At 43.7% G+C, this 22,436-nt stretch carries 20 protein-coding genes; 14 read left to right on the plus strand and 6 right to left on the minus strand.

Features of this window, described 5'->3' with window-relative positions; translation table 11 throughout:
• Positions 1-8 precede the first annotated feature (8 nt).
• The 3 genes from ABIE26_RS01760 to ABIE26_RS01770 all read right to left on the minus strand — a co-directional run bounded on the left by ABIE26_RS01760 (position 9) and on the right by ABIE26_RS01770 (position 3,284).
• Complete coding sequence (locus tag ABIE26_RS01760; RefSeq protein ID WP_310140733.1) at positions 9-1,187, minus strand: FecR domain-containing protein; 1,179 nt, start codon at positions 1,185-1,187, stop codon at positions 9-11.
• A 66-nt stretch (positions 1,188-1,253) separates the two neighbouring features.
• A complete protein-coding gene (locus tag ABIE26_RS01765) occupies positions 1,254-1,853 on the minus strand; it encodes an RNA polymerase sigma factor (protein ID WP_310140730.1) in 600 nt (199 codons plus the stop codon).
• 639 nt (positions 1,854-2,492) lie between these two features.
• Positions 2,493-3,284, minus strand: coding sequence for an alpha/beta fold hydrolase (locus tag ABIE26_RS01770; RefSeq protein ID WP_310140728.1), 792 nt, complete (start codon positions 3,282-3,284; stop codon positions 2,493-2,495).
• A 219-nt stretch (positions 3,285-3,503) separates the two neighbouring features.
• On the opposite strand from ABIE26_RS01770, the gene ABIE26_RS01775 reads away from it, so the two are divergent.
• The gene (locus ABIE26_RS01775) at positions 3,504-4,610 is read left to right on the plus strand and encodes a glycoside hydrolase family 88/105 protein (protein WP_310140725.1); all 1,107 of its coding nucleotides are present in this window, start codon (positions 3,504-3,506) and stop codon (positions 4,608-4,610) included.
• A 93-nt stretch (positions 4,611-4,703) separates the two neighbouring features.
• Positions 4,704-5,858, plus strand: coding sequence for a DNA polymerase IV (dinB, locus tag ABIE26_RS01780; protein WP_310140723.1), 1,155 nt, complete (start codon positions 4,704-4,706; stop codon positions 5,856-5,858).
• Positions 5,859-5,865: 7 nt separating this feature from the next.
• Here the strand turns inward: dinB and ABIE26_RS01785 are convergent, their stop codons facing one another.
• On the minus strand, positions 5,866-6,333 hold the full coding sequence (locus ABIE26_RS01785) for an Lrp/AsnC family transcriptional regulator (protein ID WP_084240978.1): 468 nt from the start codon (positions 6,331-6,333) through the stop codon (positions 5,866-5,868).
• 179 nt (positions 6,334-6,512) lie between these two features.
• Here ABIE26_RS01785 and ABIE26_RS01790 point away from each other — a divergent pair, with 179 nt between their 5' ends.
• The 8 genes from ABIE26_RS01790 (at position 6,513) to ABIE26_RS01825 (ending at position 14,129) form a co-directional block, all read left to right on the plus strand.
• Complete coding sequence (locus ABIE26_RS01790) at positions 6,513-7,373, plus strand: sigma-70 family RNA polymerase sigma factor (protein ID WP_310140716.1); 861 nt, start codon at positions 6,513-6,515, stop codon at positions 7,371-7,373.
• Between the two features lie 13 nt (positions 7,374-7,386).
• The gene (locus ABIE26_RS01795; protein ID WP_310140713.1) at positions 7,387-7,917 is read left to right on the plus strand and encodes an alpha-ketoglutarate-dependent dioxygenase AlkB family protein; all 531 of its coding nucleotides are present in this window, start codon (positions 7,387-7,389) and stop codon (positions 7,915-7,917) included.
• Positions 7,918-8,014: 97 nt separating this feature from the next.
• Positions 8,015-8,617 carry a TetR/AcrR family transcriptional regulator gene (locus ABIE26_RS01800; RefSeq protein WP_310140711.1) on the plus strand — a complete coding sequence of 201 codons (603 nt, stop codon included), beginning with the start codon at positions 8,015-8,017 and terminating at the stop codon, positions 8,615-8,617.
• Positions 8,618-8,662: 45 nt separating this feature from the next.
• Entirely contained in the window at positions 8,663-9,094 is a 432-nt protein-coding gene (locus ABIE26_RS01805; RefSeq protein WP_310140709.1) for a DoxX family protein, read from the plus strand.
• 29 nt (positions 9,095-9,123) lie between these two features.
• Entirely contained in the window at positions 9,124-9,723 is a 600-nt protein-coding gene (locus ABIE26_RS01810) for a hypothetical protein (protein ID WP_310140707.1), read from the plus strand.
• Between the two features lie 119 nt (positions 9,724-9,842).
• Positions 9,843-12,281, plus strand: coding sequence for a PIG-L family deacetylase (locus ABIE26_RS01815; protein ID WP_310140705.1), 2,439 nt, complete (start codon positions 9,843-9,845; stop codon positions 12,279-12,281).
• Position 12,282: 1 nt separating this feature from the next.
• Positions 12,283-12,426: a hypothetical protein gene (locus ABIE26_RS01820; RefSeq protein WP_310140702.1), complete on the plus strand. Its 144-nt coding sequence runs from the start codon at positions 12,283-12,285 to the stop codon at positions 12,424-12,426.
• Positions 12,423-14,129 carry a sodium:solute symporter family transporter gene (locus ABIE26_RS01825; RefSeq protein WP_310140699.1) on the plus strand — a complete coding sequence of 569 codons (1,707 nt, stop codon included), beginning with the start codon at positions 12,423-12,425 and terminating at the stop codon, positions 14,127-14,129. Before ABIE26_RS01820 ends, ABIE26_RS01825 begins: the two co-directional genes overlap by 4 nt.
• Before the next feature lie 86 nt (positions 14,130-14,215).
• On the opposite strand, the gene ABIE26_RS01830 is transcribed toward ABIE26_RS01825, so the two are convergent.
• Positions 14,216-15,064: a DUF2911 domain-containing protein gene (locus tag ABIE26_RS01830; protein ID WP_310140698.1), complete on the minus strand. Its 849-nt coding sequence runs from the start codon at positions 15,062-15,064 to the stop codon at positions 14,216-14,218.
• Positions 15,065-15,266: 202 nt separating this feature from the next.
• On the opposite strand from ABIE26_RS01830, the gene ABIE26_RS01835 reads away from it, so the two are divergent.
• Positions 15,267-17,837: a M1 family metallopeptidase gene (locus ABIE26_RS01835; protein WP_310140696.1), complete on the plus strand. Its 2,571-nt coding sequence runs from the start codon at positions 15,267-15,269 to the stop codon at positions 17,835-17,837.
• Here the strand turns inward: ABIE26_RS01835 and ABIE26_RS01840 are convergent.
• Positions 17,820-18,638, minus strand: a complete 819-nt coding sequence (locus ABIE26_RS01840) for a hypothetical protein (RefSeq protein ID WP_310140694.1) — start codon at positions 18,636-18,638, stop codon at positions 17,820-17,822. The genes ABIE26_RS01835 and ABIE26_RS01840 overlap by 18 nt on opposite strands.
• Positions 18,639-18,923: 285 nt before the next feature.
• On the opposite strand from ABIE26_RS01840, the gene ABIE26_RS01845 reads away from it, so the two are divergent.
• The 3 genes from ABIE26_RS01845 (at position 18,924) to ABIE26_RS01855 (ending at position 22,378) form a co-directional block, all read left to right on the plus strand.
• On the plus strand, positions 18,924-20,258 hold the full coding sequence (locus ABIE26_RS01845) for a cytochrome ubiquinol oxidase subunit I (protein WP_310140692.1): 1,335 nt from the start codon (positions 18,924-18,926) through the stop codon (positions 20,256-20,258).
• Positions 20,255-21,274: a cytochrome d ubiquinol oxidase subunit II gene (locus tag ABIE26_RS01850; RefSeq protein WP_310140690.1), complete on the plus strand. Its 1,020-nt coding sequence runs from the start codon at positions 20,255-20,257 to the stop codon at positions 21,272-21,274. Before ABIE26_RS01845 ends, ABIE26_RS01850 begins: the two co-directional genes overlap by 4 nt.
• 180 nt (positions 21,275-21,454) lie before the next feature.
• Complete coding sequence (locus tag ABIE26_RS01855) at positions 21,455-22,378, plus strand: hypothetical protein (protein WP_310140687.1); 924 nt, start codon at positions 21,455-21,457, stop codon at positions 22,376-22,378.
• Positions 22,379-22,436: the final 58 nt, after the last annotated feature.

A 22,436-nucleotide genomic window follows, 5' to 3' on the forward strand; every position in this document is an offset into this window, starting at 1 on the left:
TGGTTTTGTTATTTTGTTACGATAATCCTCCTTCCTTCGATCTTAAAGTTGACACCTCCGGTTAATTCTAATTTTTTTAGAACCCGGGAAAGGTTTTCATATTTGGAAATCCCCCCAAAGTACAGTTTGTTTTTGTTTGCGTTACGATAAATCACTTCAACGTCATACCAGCGGGAAATTTCCTTCATAATGGTTTCCAGTGGTTCATCGTTGAAAAGGAACAAACCATTCTTCCATGCAATCACGTCGTCTGTTTCTACTGTTTTTATCAGAAAACCATTGCCCCTTGTCACTGATTGTTGTTTTGGGGTCAATATCTTCTGGTCTTTATTGTCGGCCACCTTTACAGACCCCTCCAATAAGGTGGTTAAAGTTGCGTTCTCTTCTGGGTAAGCATTGATATTAAAATGTGTGCCCAGCACAGTGACCTCCTGTTTAGCAGTTTTAACAATAAATGGATGCTTTTTATCTTTTGCAATTTCAAAATACCCTTCTCCTGTTAATTCGACCTTACGTATACCGTTTTTATTCAAGGAAGCAGAGTAAATCAGGCTGGAGGCAGTATTTAACCACACCATACTGCCATCAGGCAGACGAATCTGATAAGTTTCGCCCCTGGCAGTCGACAACGTGTTCATCTGGTTAGTCTGATTACCTGAATCTTCTATCTCATAAACAAGTTCTCCTTCTTTTGTTTTAGAAATGTTCACACCCGCCTCCTTGGCAAGGGTGCCGTTGGTGGCATCAGATAACGAGATCTTTTTTCCATTGGCCAAAGTTAAAGTAGCTGACTTTTTGCCTGGAGCGATGTCGTTCGCAACAAATGCGGTGGCTTGCTTTACCTGTGTTTTGGAAAAATAGAAATGGTACATTAAAAAGCTCATACCCAGAAGTACGGTCACAGAAGCGGCAATAAGCGGCCACCTGAAGCGGGCAGACCGCCTTGGAAGTTGTACAATGGCAGGGGTTGTCAGATCAAGCGTAAAGATATTTTTCAGCATGGCATTGATCTCTTCTTCGCTGAAAGCTTCCGTCTCGGTTTCTTTGTTCATCAGAGAAACAAGGTGTGCTACAATCCGCTCGTCGTAGTTCCCGCCCAGAAGCTGCTGCAATTCGACCTGTTCGGCTATTGTCAGTTCAGATTCGAGGTAGCGTTCTATAATGCGTTCAATTCGCTCGTCTTCCATTTAATTTATTTTCTGGCTGTTAAACATATATAAGAGCCACAACTTGGGCATCAGGACTAATGGTATTTAAAATTTATTTTCAATGTAAAAGAAAAGGAAGGCAAGGAATGCGTATCCGTTCTGGTCCAGGTGTTTCCTAATGAGCTTTAAGGAAGTTACAAGGCTGTTTTTTACGGTATTGGGAGATAGGCTAAGCTGCTCTGATATCTCTGTTATGGTTTTGTTTTCTGTTCTGCTCAATTGGTAGATCAGCTTTCTTTGCGGGGATAATTTTTCGATAGCAGCAACAATAACAGATTTGATCTCATTGAGCTGAATGGTCTGGTGCGTATGTTCGGTATGCAGTTCCTGGGTTGCCAAAAGCCGGTTGATCGCTTTTTCGTGAATGGTCTTATCCCTTAAATAATGCAGGCACTCATTGGCCGCAAATTTAAAAACCCACGATTTGATGTTGCTGACCTCCGAAACTTTATCACGGTTAAGCCATACCCTGATAAAAGTATCTTGTATAATCTCCTGGGTGCTTTCATTGCTCCTGGTAAAGCGGAATACGAAGGGTTTTAAGGTGGGGGCCAAGACCCTGAAGAGTTCTTCAAATGCCTTTTCATTTCCTTCCGATATCTTCTGAAGAAACTGATAATCGTTTAATAAGGCTCGATGCGGCATACCATTTTATAAAATCCCAAACTTAGAGAATTTAATTCCTCTGCAAAAGTTTACAATAATAAATTTATGTTAATTTTCGTCAGATTGAAAGTTAAATTTATGTTTAGCCTAAAGTAAACAATTCTATCATTGCAGTTTTCTTTCTGGGATTTTCTTTGGTGTTTTACACACAATCTAAAAATACTGTACAGTATACCCTTGTTTTTACCGGTAATTCTTATTAAATTTAATCATCGAACATACCCCTGAATTTAGAAGCCTGTAGAAAGATATACACTTCTTTACTCAAAAGATCCCCAGAAAAACTACTGATCTGCCTAACAAAAAGAGATGTGTCCTATCTGCTCTCGTAGTAATAAGTAGTAAATCACATATAAATCACAAGAAAATAACTGAATTATATTACCGTTGAGATATCCTTGACTTACCCTTGAGATAGGGTTGGTTTACCTATAGGGTATTTCAAGGGTAAATCAATAGTAAGTCAAGGGTATTTCAACTGTGTGATTTACTAGTGATTTATATGTCAATATTTTGTCGTCATTACGGGAGATGATGCTGAGCAGTAGGTGTTTATAGGTGATTTTAAGAGAATGGCCGCAGGGATTGCGGCGAAGATTTAAGCAATATAAACAATTTTTATCTATGATCCGCTAAGAAATCGGTAACAATAGGTAAGGCAACAGGTGGATTATGTGCTTCATTCAGGGTTGTTAATTCGCCCATATAAGTGCCATGGCCGCCTGGAATGATAGCCAGACTGGCATGGGGCATGCGGCGCGATAACTCTACAGCATGCTCAGGTGTGGGCACATCTTTATCGCCGATAAGGATCAAAACCTGGTTTTGTATGGGCTCTATGGCTTTGTCTGGAATATCGGTAAATCCCTGCATCCGGTGTGCACATTGGTTAAACATAATATCCAGGGCTTTTTTGCTTGGATTGATGGCTAGAAATGCTTTTACATAGGGTTCAGGCATATCTTCGAATTTCGCATTTTTCATACCTTCCCAGAAGCCCGCAGGAACTCCCGATCTTTTATACATGGCAGAGGCAATGATCAGCTTATTGACCAGCTGTGGATGACGGATGGCCATTTGCAATGCGGTAGTGCCCCCATTGCTAAAGCCAAATATATCGGCTTTTTCAACCTTCAGCTGTTTTAACAATTCCGCCACATCATCGGCATCCTGCTCAAAGCTGATTTGCCTACCGTCACGGTTATCGCTGTGGCCGTGGGCCTGTAATTCAACACCAATTACCTGATGTGTTTTGGCAAGTTCGGGCAATATCCTGCCAAAGGTTGTGGCTATGGTAGATGCTGCACCATGTATCAATACCAAAGGGTTTCCTGTTCCATGTATTTCATAATACATGCTTAAACCATTTACCTGAGCGTACTTTCCTGTTTGTGAATTGGCTGTGTCCATAAAGCAGATGAAGAGTGATAGTAAAGTTATGATCTTTTTAATAAATATTTTCTTTTATATGCAATTACATGGTTGCAAATATAAATGCAATCATGTAATTGCGCAAAATTATTTTGAAATCGCTTGGCAAGCAGAGACAAATCGACAAAAAAATGAACAAATTTTACAGATTTCATTCATTTACTTTGGTCTGTAAGAAACCAAATAAAAACACACACTATGTCAAAACGATTATTTTTATCGCTGCTTGCAACATTTGCTTTTCAATTCTTATTTGCCCAAAAGGGGGCGCTTAGCAATTTTCCCAAAGGCTCAACGCCGGAAGAAGTGGGCAGGCGGCTGGCCTATCATTTTGTAAACAGCCGGCACGACCTGTATGCAGGCAGGTACATGCATTATGCCGGGGTATGCACCTGGAATGGTGCCCTGGATTATGCATTGAAAACAAAGGATCAGAAGTTGATAAAGCTTTTACAAGATAAATTCGAACCTTTTTTTACTTATGAAAAAGCACTGCTGCCACCTAAGAACCATGTGGATTACAATATGTTCGGTAGTCTTGCACTGAAACTCTACCAGATTACAAAAGACGAACGTTACAAAAAAATGGGACTTGCCTATGCCGATACGCAATGGGAAGTACCCCGGAATGCAAACACGGCAGAAAAAGCCTGGGCAGAAAAAGGTTTTTCCTGGCAAACGCGCTTGTGGATAGACGACATGTACATGATCACGGTAGTACAAAATGAAGCCTACAAAGTAACAGGCGACCGTAAGTATATCGACAGGGCGGCAAAGGAAATGGTGCTTTATCTGGATGAACTGCAACGGCCGAACGGATTGTTCTACCACGCTCCGGATGTTCCTTATTACTGGGGGAGAGGGGATGGCTGGATGGCCGTGGGGATGCCCGATTTGCTGCGCTTGTTGCCTAAGGATCATCAGGACCGCCCACGTATCATGGAGGGGTACCTGAAGATGATGAAAAGCTTAAAAACCTATCAAAGGCCATCCGGCATGTGGAACCAGCTGATTGACCAGCCTGATCTCTGGGCGGAAACCTCGGGAACAGCCATGTTTACCTACGGGTTTATTATTGGCCTGCAGGAAGGTTGGCTTGATGCTGCAGAATATGCCCCGGCAGCCAGAAAGGCCTGGCTGGCCATGGTTCCCTATGTAGACGCACGGAACAACGTAACTGAAGTTTGTATCGGTACAGGTAAAAAGAACGATAAACAGCACTACCAGGACCGCCCACGCAATGCTGGAGACCTTCACGGACAGGCACCTTATATTTGGTGTGCTGCAGCACTTTCCGGGAAATAGTATGGCCTTAAACCGATCTCTATGAAATAAAATAGTACACTGTTGTTTTGCTAATATTTTTAGCTTAAATTTACTGCTGCTTAGTTTTAATCCGTGGCAGACAGACACATCATTCATATGGATCAGGATGCTTTTTTCGTAGCCGTTGAGTTACGGAAAAATCCGGCCCTGATCGGGAAACCCGTCATTGTTGGTGGTACGTCAGACCGGGGCGTGGTCACTTCCTGCAGTTATGAGGCCAGGAGGTATGGTGTACATTCGGCCATGCCCTCTGGCAGAGCCAGACAGCTGTGTCCGCATGCCATTTTTATCAGAGGCGATATAGATGCTTATTCAAAGGCTTCGCATGAAATTACCGATATGATCAGGGAGAAAGTGCCCCTTTTTGAAAAAGCCAGCATTGACGAGCATTATATAGACATGACGGGGATGGACCGCTTTTTTAACTGTATGCAATATGCCCGTGAACTGCGTGCATCCATTATGAATGAACTGCAGCTCCCTATTTCCTTTGGGTTATCGGTAAATAAAACTGTAGCCAAAATGGCTACCAATGCATGTAAGCCCAATGGTGAGAAAAATGTAGAGCAGCATGAGGTACAGTCGTTCTTAAATCCGCTTTCTATCCGTAAGATACCCGGGCTGGGCAAAAAAAGCTTTGCCTTGCTGAGCGATCGGGGCATTCAACATATTTTTGAACTTACACAGATCGAACCTGATCAGATGCATGCGTGGATGGGGAGAAACGGGCTGGGACTGCTGCAAAAGGCAAAAGGGATAGACAACAGTCCGGTAGTGCCTTACGCCGAACAAAAAAGTATAGGGACACAATGTACCTTTCATTCAGATACCATTGATATAGGCCTGATCAATACCTTGCTGGTTTCGATGGTAACAGACATTGCCTTTCAGCTGCGGGAAAAAAAGAAACTTACGGCCTGCATCACGGTAACCATCAGGTATGCCAATTTCGAAGATGTAAGCAAACAGGCCATGATCCCCTATACATCGTTAGACAGTGCGCTGATCCAGATGGCTAAAGAACTGTTTAAACAGGTATACCAGAAAAGGATGCTGCTCAGGCTGGTAGGGGTGCGTTTGTCTCACCTGGTAAATGGTTTTGAACAGATCGATCTGTACAATAAATCGGAGGCGCAATACAACCTGATGCAGGCAATGGACAAGATCAGAAGGCGTTTCGGGGAAAAAGCAATCACAAGGGCATCTGTGGTGGACCTAAAGATCTGATGATGTCTTAAAGCGGATAGGCGGTCTCGGTTTTGATCTCCGACATCACAAAGAAACTCTGCACCGTACCTATATTGCTGAGCTGTGCCAGTTTACTTCTCAAAAAGTTATGGTAAGCATCCATATCGGTGATCACAATCCGTAGGATAAAGTCGAAGGCCCCGGTCATGTGGTAGCATTCCATCACTTCCGGAAACTTCACTACCTCTTTTTCAAAGCCGCTTAATGCCTGGTCGGTATGCTCTTTAAGCTGCACCTGCGAATAGGCAATCAGGCTCTTGCCAATCTTTTTACTGTCCAGGATGGCTACTGATCTTTTAATGTAACCTTCTGATTTTAATCGCCTTACTCTTTCATGTATAGTTGCGGTTGATTTGTTGAGTTCCAGTGCCAGCTGCTTGTTACTCAGCAATGCGTCCTGCTGCAAAAGCCTTAAAATACCAATGTCTGTTTTGTCGAGATCTGCTGTATTCATTTTCAATTGATTAGGTCAAAGTGTCCGCGGTACACTGTGACTTCGAAATTAATTAAAAAAAGCAGTCAAAAAACTAATTTTCCGTAAAAAGAGTAATTTTTATTATGATTTTCCATAAAATAATCGGAAATAAAAGATATCCATTGATCTGAAATCCATTTCTTCTGACCTTGCCAGGGATGAGACAATTAAAGATAGAGCAGTCCATTACCAATCGGGACTCGGACTCAATAGAAAAATACTTGTATGATATTGCAAGGATTGACCTGCTAAGTGTTGAAGAAGAGATTGTGCTTGCCCAGAAGATCAGGAAGGGCGACCAGTCGGCACTGGACCGTTTGGTAAAGGCCAATCTGCGCTTTGTTGTATCTGTGGCAAAGAAATACCAGAACCAGGGTATCCGCTTGTCTGACCTGATTGCCGAGGGAAACCTGGGTTTAATTAAGGCTGCGCAGCGCTTTGATGAGACCAAAGGGTTTAAGTTCATTTCATTTGCAGTGTGGTGGATCCGTCAGAGCATCATGATTGCGATTGCCGAGCAGAAACGTATGGTGCGCCTGCCTGCAAACCAGATAGGAGGGATCATGCGGATCAATAAGGCAATGGGAGAATTGGAACAAAAACTGGAAAGGGTGCCAAGTCTGGAAGAGGTTTGCGAGTTTATTGAACTTCCGGAAGAAAAAGCGATCGATTACATGCATCATGCCCCTATGACAACTTCTCTGGATGCAGTGATTGCGGAGGAATCCGGATTTACACTGGCGGAAACCCTTGAAGACAGCAATATAGAAAAGACAGACACAGGCGTGCTGCAAAATTCTGTTTCTGTGGATGTGAAGCGCCTGATGAAAAAGCTGCCCGAGCGTGAGAAAGAAATCCTGTCTATGTTTTATGGCTTAGGAGGTTACACCCCGATAGGGCTGGATGAGATTGGCGGTAAAATGAACCTCGGAAAAGAGCGGGTAAGACAGATTAAAGATAAAGCCCTGAAAACATTGCGTTCAGAAAAACCAAAATCTTACATGATGGAATACATTTGATTATATTTACGGTATGGACAAATCTCTGTACCTGGATCATCTGAACCTGTTGCCAATTCCTGGGGAAGCATTCTTTTATCCGGACTTTTTTGATGAGGAGGAAAGTAATGCCCATTTCAGTTATTTTACTGGTGTGGTTAAACAGGAGGATAAACTGTTAAAAACTTTTGAACCTGGCGATGAATCCTGGCCCGATCAACTCCTGCAGACCCGGGACAATATAGCAAGGGCTTTTGAGGTGGAGTTCAATACCTGCCAGCTGAACTATTACCGGGATGGCAGCGATAGCATGGACTGGCACCGCGATAATCAGAAAGAGTTGGGCCGTTATCCCTTTATTGCTTCTGTAAGTTTCGGCGCTTCCCGGATATTTCAGTTCCGGCATTATGCAGAAAAAATACCCATTATATCGGTCGACCTTACTCATGGCAGTCTGCTCATCATGAAAGCAGAAACCCAGCACCTCTGGGAACACAGGCTCCCTAAAACCATAGTACCTTCAGGGCCGCGCATTAACCTTACCTTTAGACTGATCCAGAAATAGCAGTATTGTTGGTTTTAAGTCAGAAAACCAGATATAGTTTTGGGACTTGGATTTATGTGTTATTTTTGTTAACACTGTTAACTTAAATGTATGGCCTATGGGAATTGCAGAACGAAAAATCAGACAAAAAGAAGAATTCAGGGCAAGTATTCTTGAAGCCGCCTGGCTTCAGGTGTTAACAGACGGCTGGCAATCACTGTCTATCCGCAAAATTGCCGATGCCATAGAATACAGTATACCGGTAATCTACAATCATTTCGAAAACAAGGAAGCCATTTTATTGGAATTTACAAAAGAAGGCTTTCAAAAGCTGGCGGATGCATTGCAGGAAGTGAAGCAGCAACATACCCATCCCTCTGTGCAGCTGGAAGCCATCGCCAATGCCTACTGGGATTTTGCTTTTGATCACAAAGAGTATTATCAGCTGATGTTTGGGCTCGGGATTCCGGCATGCGACCGGGTAAACCAGATTGTTGAAATGAAACAAATGACTACCGTGATGATCTCTACCATTCAGGAGGCCATTGCCGGGAGTGCCCATAAAGAAGCTGATGTATTTTTGAAATACCATACTTACTTCTCGATTTTGCATGGCCTGGTGTCAATACAAATGATAGAGAAAGACGGAAAACCCGGAGAAGAACACCGCAGGATTTTACAGGATGCCGTGTCGGGCTTTATCAAATCATTGACCAGCTAATCAATCGCTATTTTTTATTATATTTAATTTACCTGGAACAAATTTATGAGAAGACTATTTAACACTAATTTTAACCACGAAGGCATACACGTTATGCTGCTTGTTTTACGCGTAGGTATCGCATCTTTTATGATTGTACACGGTTACCAGAAACTGGGCTGGCTTACTGCGGGCGGAGAAATACAGTTTGGTGATCCTATAGGTATTGGTGCGCCGGCATCGCTGATTTTAACGGTATTTGCCGAGTTTTTCTGCTCTATCCTTATTTTACTGGGATTAGGTACAAGACTGGCGGTAATTCCGTTGATCATTACCATGCTGGTTGCGGTATTTATTGTCCACTCGCCTGATGGTTTCGACAAAAAAGAACTGGGATTACATTATTTACTGGTATATCTGTTTTTATGGGTTGCCGGAAGCGGAAAATATAGTGTTGATCACCTGATCAGTAAAAGCTTAAACAGCCGTAAGCGCTAAACGGGCATTAAATTTGATAGGTTCCTGTTATGAAGAAAATATTTTTGTTGTGCCTTACGGCCATTGTGATTCAGAGTTGTGGTTTAAACAGGCAGACACAACAAATTAAAGCCCTGGAAAAGTGTACTTACCGGATAACCTCGGCCGATCAGATTACGCTTGGCGGTGCCGATGTGAAGAAAATGATTGGCAACGGAGATGTGAACCTGGGCAGTTTGCCGGCCCTGGCATTGGGACTGCTGAGAAAGGATGTGCCTTTACGGGCGCGTTTAAACCTGGAAGTGAAAAACCCGACTGCCAACGATGCGGCTATCAATGAATTCGAATATAAGATCCTGATCAACAGACAGGAACTGGCTACGGGATTTGTGAACCAGGCTTTGAATGTTGCTGCCGGACAGGCCTCTACCGTACCTGTAGATATGGAAGTGAATGTTTATCCTTTCATCTCGAACAGTAAGGTGATGGGCGAGATCAGCGATTTCCTGAAAAGTGGCAAAGGCGGACCTGAAAAGAAAGGGATATTGACCTTAAAAATCAGACCGAGCATTAAAGTAGGGAATTCACTGGTAAAATATCCCGGGTTCATTACCATCGATAAGGAAGTAAGCAGTAAAATTCTCCTATAAAAACTGTCGTATTTTGACAGTATTGTTACGCGCTAATCATTTATTTGAAAAACAGATTGATGTTTTTTAGTTAATTTCGAAACATCGGGGGCAGCTAAAAGGCCCTTGCAAATCTGTATATGAAGTTTCGCTTATACCTGCTGGTTGTAACAGCAGTTGTTCCCTTATTAACCAAGGCGCAGATCATGCAGCAATTGAATGCTGCTGAAATTAAACAAGGCCTGGAAGCATTAAATGTTACCGGCAGTGTGCTGTATGTTGCGGCGCACCCTGACGATGAAAATACCCGTTTACTGGGCTACCTGGCTAAGGAAAAGAAAGTCAGGACAGGTTATTTATCGCTGACAAGAGGTGATGGCGGGCAGAACCTGATTGGAAATGAACAGGCCGAACTGCTGGGACTGATCCGTACCCAGGAACTGCTTGCTGCCCGCAGAACGGATGGTGCAGAACAATTCTTTACCAGGGCCAATGATTTTGGTTTTTCAAAGAACCCGGAAGAGAGTTTTAAGATCTGGGATAAGCAGAAGATCCTTGCCGATGTGGTTTGGGTAATCCGTAAGTTCCAGCCAGATGTGATCATTACCCGTTTTCCAGAGGATGGAAGGGCTGGTCACGGACACCATTCTGGTTCTGCGATACTGGCCCGCGAGGCATTTACCGCGGCAGCCGATCCGAAGCAGTTTCCGGAGCAGCTTGCATTTGTAAAGCCATGGCAGGCCAGACGAATTGTATGGAATACCTTTAATTTTGGAGGGAACAATACCACTTCCGACGATCAGCTCAAGATCGATGTAGGTTCGTACAATGCTTTGCTGGGCAAAAGCTACGGCGAGATTGCTGCCGAGAGCAGATCTAACCACCGGAGCCAGGGTTTTGGAGCTGCAAGACAGCGTGGCTCTTCTATAGAATTTTTTACACCTGTGGCGGGCGAAAAAGCCAGCAGGGATATATTTGAAGGTGTAGATTTTTCTTTAAACAGGATACCCGGCAGTGCTGCCGCACAGCAATTGTTGAATGAAATCAATAAGGAATACAATGCCGCTGACCCTTCGGCTGCTATAGCTAAACTTTTAAAATTAAGGGAGCTGGTAAAAGGTAAACCTTTTAAGCAAGAACTGCTGGATGACCTGATACTGGCCTGTGCCGGCATCTGGTTTGAAAGTGCTGCGGCAAACCCTTCTTATGCTTTAAATCAACCCGTAAATGTAAAAGTACAGGGAATTGCCAGGGTAAAGGATGGCTTTCCTTTAAGCATTAGCCTGGAAGAAAGCATTACGGGGGCAAAGTTTGACCTGGCACCCAATAAGTTTATGTCGCAGGATAAAAGCCTTTCCACAAATCAGGCCAAGCTTACCCAGCCTTACTGGCTGGAAAAACCGCATCCTCTGGGTACTTTTGTGGTAGATTCCCTTTCCAAGATTGGCCTTGCCGAAAACGGCCCTGGCCTTAGCGCTTTATTTAAAATTAAGATCGGCGATCAGGTAATTCTGAAAAAACGCCCGGTGGTGTACAAGTACACAGACCAGGTTAGGGGAGAGATTTATCAACCGCTGGTGATTGCCCCACCCGTTACTGCAACCCTGGCCGAAAAGGCGTTTATTTTTACTGGCAATACGCCAAAAAAGGTAACGGTTCAATTGAAAAGTTTTAAAGAAAATGCTTCCGGATCGGTAGTACCCCAGCTGCCTTCAGGCTGGAAAGTTAGTCCGGAAAAAGCCGACTTTACGCTTTCCAGAAAAGGAGAAGAGCAGTTGCTTGAATTGACAGTTACGCCGGGAGGAAATACTGCAGGTGGCAACCTGAGCCTGAATGTGAATGTTGATGGGGTAAGCTATAATAAGGGTTTACGGGTAATTGATTACGAGCATATCCCGGTACAAACCCTTTTTCCTCTTGCCGAGGCGAGAGTGGACAAGGTGGAGCTGAAACTGGCAGGAAAACGTATTGGTTACATTACGGGCGCAGGTGATCTGGTGCCTGAAGCATTAAAGCAGGTAGGTTATGATGTGGTTAGCCTAAATGAAAACCAGGTGATCAATACCGATCTCTCTGCTTTTGATGCCATAGTTACCGGCGTGCGCCTGTACAATGTGAACGAGCAGATCAGGAGCATGCAGCCAAAGCTGATGAAATATGTAGAGAACGGCGGAACATTGCTTGTTCAATACAATGTGAACAGTCCTTTGAAAATAGAAAACCTCGGCCCTTACCCTTTCCGGCTGTCGCGCGACAGGGTTACGGAAGAGGATGCAAAGGTGGATATTTTAAAGCCGGAAAACCCGGTATTTAACTATCCGAATAAATTAACTGCAAAGGATTTTGAGGGTTGGATACAGGAACGTGGATTGTATTTTGTAACTGATGCCGATCCTAAATATACTGCTGTTTTGAGCATGAACGATGCCGGGGAAAGCGCTAAGACGGGTTCGCTGATCATTGCTGATTATGGTAAAGGCCGTTTTGTGTATACCGGACTGTCGTTTTTCCGGCAGTTGCCAGCGGGTGTACCGGGGGCGTACAGGCTGTTTGTGAACCTGTTATCAGGCAAAAAATAACATGAGAGCAGAGGAGCCAATAGATAAGGAAACGCAGGAACTGCCACCTTTCGTTAAAACCTGGAGACAGTTTTACCGCCTGCTGATTGGCTGGCTGGTATTCCTGATCTTAATTTTTTACGCCTTTACAAAATATTTCGAATGAGCGTTTTAGACTGGTCGGTTTTAACCCTTACCCTGGTGGTTATTGTTGTATACGGCATTTATAAGAGTCGCGGTGCCCACAACATTCAGGGCTACCTGCTGGGCAACCAGTCGTTGCCCTGGTATCATGTATGCCTTTCGGTAATGGCTACCCAGGCTAGCGCAATTACTTTTTTATCGGCACCCGGACTGGCCTATTCCTCGGGCATGAGCTTTGTACAGTTCTATTTCGGCCTGCCATTGGCGATGATCGTATTGTGCATCACCTTTGTGCCCATATTCCACCGTTTAAAGGTATACACCGCCTACGAATACCTGGAACAGCGTTTTGATTTGAAAACAAGGGCGCTGACAGCCTTTTTATTTTTAGTCCAAAGAGGGCTTTCTACAGGCATTACCATTTATGCGCCCTCCATTATTTTATCAACCATTCTAAACATCAATACTACCTATACTACACTTTTTATGGGTGGCTTGGTGGTGTTTTATACAGTTTACGGAGGAACTAAGGCAGTTTCCTATACCCAGATGCTGCAAATGAGCATCATCTTTTGCGGCTTGTTTGCAGCAGGTGTAATGGTGGTGTACCTGTTGCCGGCAGACATCGGTTTCAGCAAGGCCATTAGCATAGCGGGCAAGATGGGACGCACGAATGCTATAGATTTTAAGCTGGACCTGAACAACCAGTATACAGTCTGGACGGGATTGATAGGCGGCTTCTTTTTGCAGTTGTCTTATTTTGGTACCGATCAGAGCCAGGTAGGCCGGTATTTATCGGGCGCTTCTGTGAGCGAAAGCCGCCTGGGCCTGCTGATGAACGGTCTGGTTAAAATACCGATGCAGTTCCTGATTTTGCTGATCGGAGTACTTGTCTTTACTTTTTACCAGTATAACCGTCCGCCGATCTTCTTTAACAGTTTTGAACTGAATAAACTGGAAAAGAGCAGTTATGCACCGGAGCTGAACCGGATTAAGGCCGATTATAAGCAGGCTTTTGATGATAAACAGGCTGAAGTAAAAAAAATGAACGCTGCATTGGATGCAGATAACAAACAGCTTATTGACGAGCAGCGGATTGCCTTACAGGCTGCTGATGAAAAGGAAAAGTCGATCAGAAAAGAGGTGACAGACCTGATGCTGAAGAATGACGAACACGCCAACATCAAGGACAACAATTATATCTTTTTAAGCTTTGTAACCGAATACCTGCCCAAGGGCTTAATCGGTTTACTGATTGCTATTATTTTCCTGGCTTCTATGGGTTCTACGGCTAGTGCCTTAAATTCACTGGCCTCCACTACGGTGATAGATATTTATAAGCGCCTGATCAGGAAAGATGCATCTGACCACGAATACCTGCAGGTATCTCGACTGGCAACGGTATTCTGGGGGCTGATCTGTATTGTAATGGCATTGTATGCCAGTAAGATTGGTAATTTGCTGGAGGCTGTGAACATACTGGGTTCCTATGTTTACGGAACTATCCTGGGGATTTTCCTGGTGGCATTTTATGTGAAACAGGTAAATGGAAGGGCGGTATTTATTGCGGCGCTGATTACAGAGGCTATAGTGGTGGTGATGGGAAGAACGGAGCTGGTAGCCTATTTGTGGCTGAATGTGATTGGCTGTTTGCTGGTGGTGATCATATCGCTGATCATTCAGCAGGTTGTTGGCTTCAAAGATTTATCTCCTAAAAAAGCCTGATATTGTTCGCCTCGCCAAATCGTTTCTCCTTCAGAAACGATTTGCATGTCGGCTCACAACACCAGGCTTTTTTCTGGCCAGGATGCTTATTTCTTGGCCTGGCTCATCAACTCCGTGTGTAAGCGGATGTATTCCGGATTTTTAATTTCTGTTGCAATTTGCAAACCTTCAGTAGCAGTTTTAAGTGCTCCGGCTTTATCACCGGTTTTTAACTGAAGGCGTCCTTTCAACAATTTAATCCATGGTGCTTTGGTATTGCCTGCATCGGCAGCAGTAGCCCATTCCAATGCCTGTTTAGCATCTTTATTGTTTGCGTAGTAATACTGGGCAGCCTGGAAATAAGGTTTTTTCTCGCCTTTCATAGCTTGCTCAATACTTGCCATTACTGTTGCATCTACTTCTGTAGTCAGGTCTACACTCAATGCGGTATTTTCCCACATCAGCTGTAGTTGTGCAGAAGAAGCCAGTACGTTTGCAAATTGCATGGTAAAGGTTTCCACTTTTTCTTTTGTCTTGGTTGCCTTAACTTTAATCCTCAGTACATCATCTGCTTCTTTGTATTCGTAGGCACCCCATTGTTTTGCGCCTTTGTTGAAGATCACTGTCCATTCGTTCTCTCCAGGGATGGTAAACAGACCGTAATCGCCGGCTGCCAGTTCCTTACCCCCAACTTTTACAGGCTCAGTAAAGCTGATGACAGTTGCAGAGTTTGCTCCTGTACGCCATACACTTCCGTAAGGTTCCAGTCCGCCAAAGATTTTACGGCCTTTAACATTCGGGCGCGAATAGCTCAGTGTGATTTTACCTAAGCCAAACTCCTGGGTAATGGTTTGGCTGCTGCTGGCCTGGGGCATTTTGATGCCTTGTGCCTGAAGATCAGTGTTCAATGCTACTGCGAAAGCCAGTACGAGCATTGCTTTAAATGTTGTTTTCATCAGTTTGATTTTTGTTTTTTAATTGTGGATGAGCTATCATGAGTCTGGTGATTTGTTGTTGCAAATGTAAACTCATGATGGTTCATCTGATTGTAAGTTTTGTGGATACTAAATTACGTTTATGATTGCTTATTCTATATTAAATGTGACATCTTCCTGTTATTTGACGAATAAATTAGAAAATCATCTTAAATTAGCCTGCATGGTTAATTTATGTTCTATGCGCTCCAGTGTTTTTTTGTTTTTCATATTGTGTGCCCAGGTTACACTGGTTAAGGCTCAGGATGTAGAAAAAGGAGTATCCAGAAAACTGGCCATATACAGGAAATCCGTTTTAAGCAAGGTAAATTACGCGCTTGAGCTGGATATCCCGAAAGAAAGGGCAAAGGAGATTATGGCACTGGAGACCGTAACATTTGACCTGGCCGAAAACAAACAGCCGCTGCAGCTTGATTTTAAGGAAGATAAAGCAAAGCTGTTGAAACTACATGTAAATGGCCGTGCCATGCCGGTTGTACACAGCAATGAACACATCGTGGTGGATGCTGAACATTTAAAAAAAGGGACTAACCGGATTAGTCTGGAATTTCAGGCAGGCGAATCGGCCTTGAACAGGAACGCTGATTACCTTTACGCCTTGTTCGTGCCCGACAGGGCCCGGACGGTGTTCCCTTGTTTTGACCAGCCTGACATTAAAGCTACCTACGATTTAACACTTAAAGTGGCGGGCGACTGGAAAGCGATGGCCAACGCCCCGGTTAAAACGATTACCGAATTGGGTGGTCGTAAAACCTATCAGTTTGAGACTTCCGATACCCTGAGTACCTATCTTTTCTCTTTTGTGGCGGGGAATTTTAAAGAAACAACTGGCATGGTAAGCGCTATGAAGACTGATTTTTTATACCGGGAAACAGACAGCGCAAAGATAAAATACAGTATGAACGACCTGTTTAAGATTCATACAGACGCGTTGAAATATTTTGAGCAATGGACAACCATACCTTATCCTTTTAAAAAGTTTGGCTTTGCAGCCATTCCTGATTTTCAGTTTGGTGGTATGGAACATGTTGGTGTAGTCCATTATAAAGCCTCATCGCTGTTTTTGGATGGGACAGCTACAAAGGATCAGCTGAATTCGAGAAGTAACCTGATTGCGCATGAAACGGCACATATGTGGTTCGGCGACCTGGTGACCATGGATTGGTTTAGCGATGTATGGATGAAGGAAGTGTTTGCCAATTTCATGGCAGATAAGAGTACGGAAGGAAATACAGGAAAGGATGTCTTTGACCTTAAATTCCTGGTTGACCATGTACCTGCTGCGTATGGGGTAGACCGTACACAGGGCGCAAATCCCATCCGCCAGGATCTGGACAACCTGAAGGATGCAGGGACCTTATATGGCAACATCATTTACCATAAGGCGCCCATCATGATGCAGCAGCTGGAACGTTTAATGGGCAAGGACAAGTTTCAGCAGGGGGTAAGGGAATACCTGAAAAAGTTTGCGAACAGCAATGCCTCCTGGCCAGACCTGATCAACATTCTGGATAAGCATGCCGATGCCGACCTGCAGCAGTGGAATAAAGTTTGGGTAAATGAACCTGGCAGGCCGGTGATTGATTACCGCATGGAAAAAAAAGGCAATAAGATCGGAAAGTTTATGGTTAAACAACGTTCCGAATACGGCCAGAACAGGATATGGCCACAGCTTTTTGAACTGACCTTATATTATGCGGGTAGCAGTAAAGAAGTAACCGTTAACTTAAATGCCGAAGAGGTTGAGGTGAAAGCCTTGCAAGGCATGGCTGTGCCTGATTTTGTATTGTTTAATTCATCCGGGCAAGGTTATGGGGTGTGGCCTGTTGACCGGGCCATGTTTAATCGCCTGCAGGCTATGGACAAATCGCTGCACCGGGCATCGGCCTATATTTCACTCTATGAAAATATGCTGAACGGCCGGGCCGTAAAACCCCTGGAACTGTTAAACCTTTTGGCAGGCTGTATAGGCAGGGAAAAAGAAGAACTGAACCTGAAACTGATTACCGGTTACATGGGGACAATTTACTGGGAGTTTATTTCTGTGCAGGAACGTACTGCCATACATAAATTACTGGAAGAAAAAATCTGGAATGCGATGCTTGCACAGCAGCAGCCTAACCATAGGAAATTGCTTTTTAAGACTTACCAGGATGTGTTTCTGAGCCAGCAGGCTATGGAAAGGTTATATGGGGTATGGAAAAAGCAGGCAGCTCCAAACAACATTAAACTCTCTGAGGATGATTATACATCACTTGCTTTTTCTCTCGCACTCCGGGAAGGGCATGACCCTGCTATCCTGAAAGAACAGCTGAGCCGTATCAGCAATGCAGACAGGAAAACACGCTTTGAATTTATCATGCCGGCAGTATCTTCCGACCCGGCAGAAAGGGATGCATTTTTTGGCAGACTGCAACAGCGGAGCAACAGAAGCAAGGAAGCCAATGTAGGCACAGCATTGTATTACCTGCACCACCCATTAAGGCAGCAGACCTCCCTGAAGTACCTGCAAAAAAGCCTGGACCTTCTGGAAGAGATCCAGGCTACAGGAGATATCTTTTTTCCCCAGAACTGGCTGCAGTCTATTCTCAACTATTATCAGGACAAACAGGCCGCAGAGATTGTGACCGGATTTTTAACTGCACACCCCGGTTATAATCCTAAACTGAAGGCCAAGTTGTTACAGGCAGCAGATAACCTGTTCAGGGCAAGAAAACTATTGAACGGACTGTAAGGGCAGTTCTTTATAAGTGATTTTTATCTGCTGGACAGTTTTGTTGCGGGTGATGCTCATTTTTGAAGGATAGCCTTCTGCATTGTACTCGTAGCTGAAACTGAGCTGTTCCGCCCCTGTACCAGACCTGACGTAGGAGAGGATATTATTTGGGGCAGATGAAAGAAACCAATGTTCAGATTCGAGCGCAAATAACCAGTTTTTGCTAATGTGTATGGCTATCCCTTTACGGTCATCGGAAGTATATTTTACAGTGCTGGTTTGGTCAGGGTAATTCAGTATCGAAACATTGGTCAGGTTTCCGGAAGAATGGTAGGTCATGCTGTGTAATTTCACAGGATTACCAGCGCTGTTGTGGTATTTTATTTCAGCAGGCAGGTTATTGCTATTGTATTGAAACCTATAATCGCCCTGAGGAATATAACCATCCATTAAATGATCATAATTGAACAAAACTGCCCTTTTTATGCTTTGCATATTGTCTTTTTCATAAAATACAGTTCGGTACAAAACACCATTTTTAAATTTTTCCAGTTTTGAAGGCTTTTGTTCAGCTGTGTAAGAGATCAGTGTTTTTTCTCCGTTATTCTCCTCTATGGCGGTAAGTAGATTTGAATTTTCTTTATACTTCAGGTTGAGGATTAATCCATCTGTTTCCAGCTTCACCGGAATACATACTTTTTCTGGTTCTTTTTTCGGAGGATCTTCGGGCTTCAGTGCCTTGTTCTTTTTACAGGCTGTGTTTAGCAATAACATTATAAAAATAGCCGAGAGACGCAAACATTGTTTTAAACTGTTCATTGTTCAATGGTTTAATGAAAAAATTAGTCAACTAGTGTAAAGCTAGATATGTCGATTATGTTTATAAACAAAAAATTCTTTAAAAATTAATTTAAATTTCTTGTTGTGAAATTATATCATCTCTAAGTTCTGTGCTGGATTTTAGTCGTTGTTGCAGAAAGGGCAGGAATTCTACAGGAAAAAATGTGAATTTTATGATCAATTTTTCTCTGAAAAACAGCTCTTTTAAATAGATATGGCGTACTTTTACAACAATTCTTTTTTTAGCACATAACGTTTATTAAAATGGACGATTTTTTAGCTGCCCGCCTCCAGATGGCATTTTCCTTAGGCTTTCATATTGTTTTTGCTTGTATAGGTATGGTAATGCCTTTTTTTATGACGGTAGCCCATTTTTACTGGTTAAAAACCAAAAAAATAGTTTATCGCGACATCACCAAGGCCTGGAGTAAAGGTGTGGCAATCTTTTTTGCTACGGGAGCGGTGTCGGGCACGGTATTGTCGTTCGAACTCGGCCTGCTCTGGCCCAAATTCATGGAGCATGCCGGGCCGATATTTGGAATGCCGTTTTCTTTAGAGGGGACGGCATTTTTTATAGAAGCCATAGCCCTTGGGTTTTACCTTTATGGCTGGAACAAGATCAATCCCTGGTTTCACTGGGCAACGGGTGTGGTTGTAGGCATCAGCGGTTTGGCATCGGGTATTTTGGTGGTTGCAGCCAATGCCTGGATGAACAGTCCGGCCGGCTTTGATTATATAGACGGACAATACCTGAACATAGATCCGGTAAAAGCGATGTTTAATGAGGCCTGGTTTTCGCAATCGCTGCACATGTGTGTGGCCGCATTTGTGTCAACAGGTTTTGCGGTTGCGGGGGTTCATGCACTCATGATCTTAAAAGGTAAAAATATACAGTTTCACAGCAAAGCTTTTAAAATTGCAGCCGTATTTGCAACCGTAGCGGCCTGTTTACAGCCTATAAGTGGCGACATTTCTGCAAAGGATGTGGCAAAAAGACAGCCTGAAAAGCTTGCCGCTATGGAGGCCCATTTTCATACCGAACGGAACGCTCCGCTGATCATTGGCGGTATACCTGATACTGCAGCCCGTAAAGTGGATTATGCGATCAAAATTCCGGGACTGCTGAGCTTTATGGCGACGGGCGATTTTAACGGAGAGGTGAAAGGACTGGACCAGGTGCCTAAAGATGAACAGCCCCCGGTTGCGGTTACCCACTACGCCTTCCAGATTATGGTAGGGCTGGGCATGGCTATGGTGTTGCTGGCCATTTTGTATTTCGTTGCTTTGTGGAAGAAAAAACAATGGCTAAACAGTAATTGGTTATTGAAGCTATTTGTTGTAGCCACTCCTTTGGGTTTTATTGCACTGGAGGCTGGCTGGACAGTAACTGAGGTTGGACGGCAGCCCTGGATCATCAGAGGGGTGATGCGAACGGCAGATGCGGTTACCCCAATGCCGGGCATCGCTTATTCTTTTTACTTGTTTACCGCTGTTTACATTTCCCTTTCCATTATTGTGAGCCTGTTGCTGTACCGGCAGATCAGTATGGTGGGCAAACTATACGATTCAACTTCAGATCAATCTAAAAGCTTTTTATGATATACGTAGTTATTGTTTTTCTCTGGACAGCCATTTTGTTGTATATTTTGCTTGGTGGTGCTGATTTTGGCGCGGGTATTATAGAGCTGATGACGGCTAAAACCAATAAGGCCAAAACACGTAAAACCATGTATAAGGCCATTGGTCCTATATGGGAAGCCAATCACATGTGGCTGATCATTGCCATTGTAATTTTGTTTGTCGGCTTCCCTAAAATATACACCACCATTTCGGTTTACCTGCACATTCCGCTGGTTTGTATGCTGCTGGGGATCATCGCCCGGGGAACGGCATTTGTGTTCAGGAATTATGATGCCGTGAAAGACGATATGCAAAAGATTTATACGCCAATATTTGTGTATTCGAGTTTAATTACCCCTTTTTTTCTGGGGATTATTGCCGCCAGTTCGGTATCCGGACAAATAGACCCTGAGGCCGGGGATTTTTTGTCGGCCTATGTTTTTAGCTGGTTAAACTGGTTTTCAATAGCGGTTGGTATTTTTACAGTAAGTATTTGCGGCTTCCTTGCTACGATCTTTATTATCGGGCAAACCGACAACAACGGGGACAGACAGCATTTTATTGGAAAGGCAACCAGAACCATTTTTATTGTTATGTTTTGTGGTGCCCTTGTTTTTCTGGCAGCGCATATAGAACATATTCCTCTGGCCACCTGGATTTTTGGAGATACACCAGGGCTTATTGCGATCATAGCTGCAAGTATTTCACTGGTCATTATGATTTATGCATTAAAAAGGAACAAACCCATCTTGCTGCGGTTGCTGGCTGGCTTCCAGGTTACGATGATCCTGTTTGCTGCAACTTATACGCATTTCCCCGATATTGTATTGTTAAAAAACGGGAATAACCTCTCTTTACTTACCCATCAGGGACAATTTAAAACTATTGAATCACTGGGGTATGCCCTGCTGATAGGTAGTTTGTTCATTTTGCCGGCCCTGGTTTACCTGATCTATATCTTTCAGAAACGAAAAGAAGAGCCGGCCGGACATTGATTTCTGGATATGGTTTGTAACAAAAGTAGATACGAATACTTAAAAGCATAGATTTTGTGCTTAATTCGTGGGCTTTTTTATAGTGCGGGTTAAATTATGGGGTGATTGTATCATTTCAGATTAAACCTAAGCACTTTTAAGAAGTCTTAACCTTAAAATGTTGCAAAAAAAACACCAGATATGAAACAAGGATTGATCAGGCCGATATTAAATATGCTGCTGCTTGGCAGCTTTAGCCTTGCTGCAAATGCACAGAAAGTGACCGAACTGCAGGAGGTGAGCATACAGGCTCCGCATACGGTTAAAATTGACGGTAAAAATTTTGAATGGAACGCTTCGGACTTTTCGGCTAACAAGCGGACAAATATTTCCTATTTGCTGAGCAATGATGATAAGAACCTTTATCTGGTGATCAAATCGACAGATGCGTTCAACAATAATAAGATACTGGCTGGGGGTATTACTTTTTCTGTAAATCCGGATGGCAAGAAAAAAGAAAAAGAGAGCATCACCCTGACTTATCCGATCATTCACAGGACGGGTATGAGAGGTGGACCTGGTGGTGGTGGAAGAGGGCAGTTCAGGGCCATGGGAATGGCAATGGGGGCCGCCGGCGGGCAACCAAACACCAAACAAAGGGATTCTATGATGGCTGCTATGCAAAAAACACAGCTTGTGCAGGCCAAGGAGATTAAGATCAGAGGTTTTAAAAATACAACCGACACTTTACTCTCCATTTATAACGAATATGGCGTTAAAGCTTTTGCCAACATCGAGAAAGACAATTCTTTTTTTTATGAGGTGGCTATTCCCTTAGAGGCTTTAGGTCTTTCTACAGAAGCTCCAAAAGAATTTGCATACAACATTAAAATTAATGGTTTGCAGTTCAATGGTTTTGATGGAGGTGGCGGTGGCCGCGGAGGTTTTGAAGGTGGCGGCGGCGGTGGCGGCGGAACTGTTGTTGTTAGTGGTGGCGGCGGCGGCGGTCGCGGTGGCTTTGGCGGCGGTGGTCGTGGTGGATTTGGAGGTGGCGGAGGCTTTAACTTCCAGGAGTTGGTGAGCCCGACAGATTTCTGGGGGAAATATACATTAAGCAAAAAATAATAGCAAACATAGCAGACAGTTGTTAACGGCAGGGACTCATTCGCTTTAACACAACACA

Source organism: Pedobacter africanus, from assembly GCF_040548825.1.
Classification (GTDB): Bacteria; Bacteroidota; Bacteroidia; order Sphingobacteriales; family Sphingobacteriaceae; genus Pedobacter; species Pedobacter africanus_A.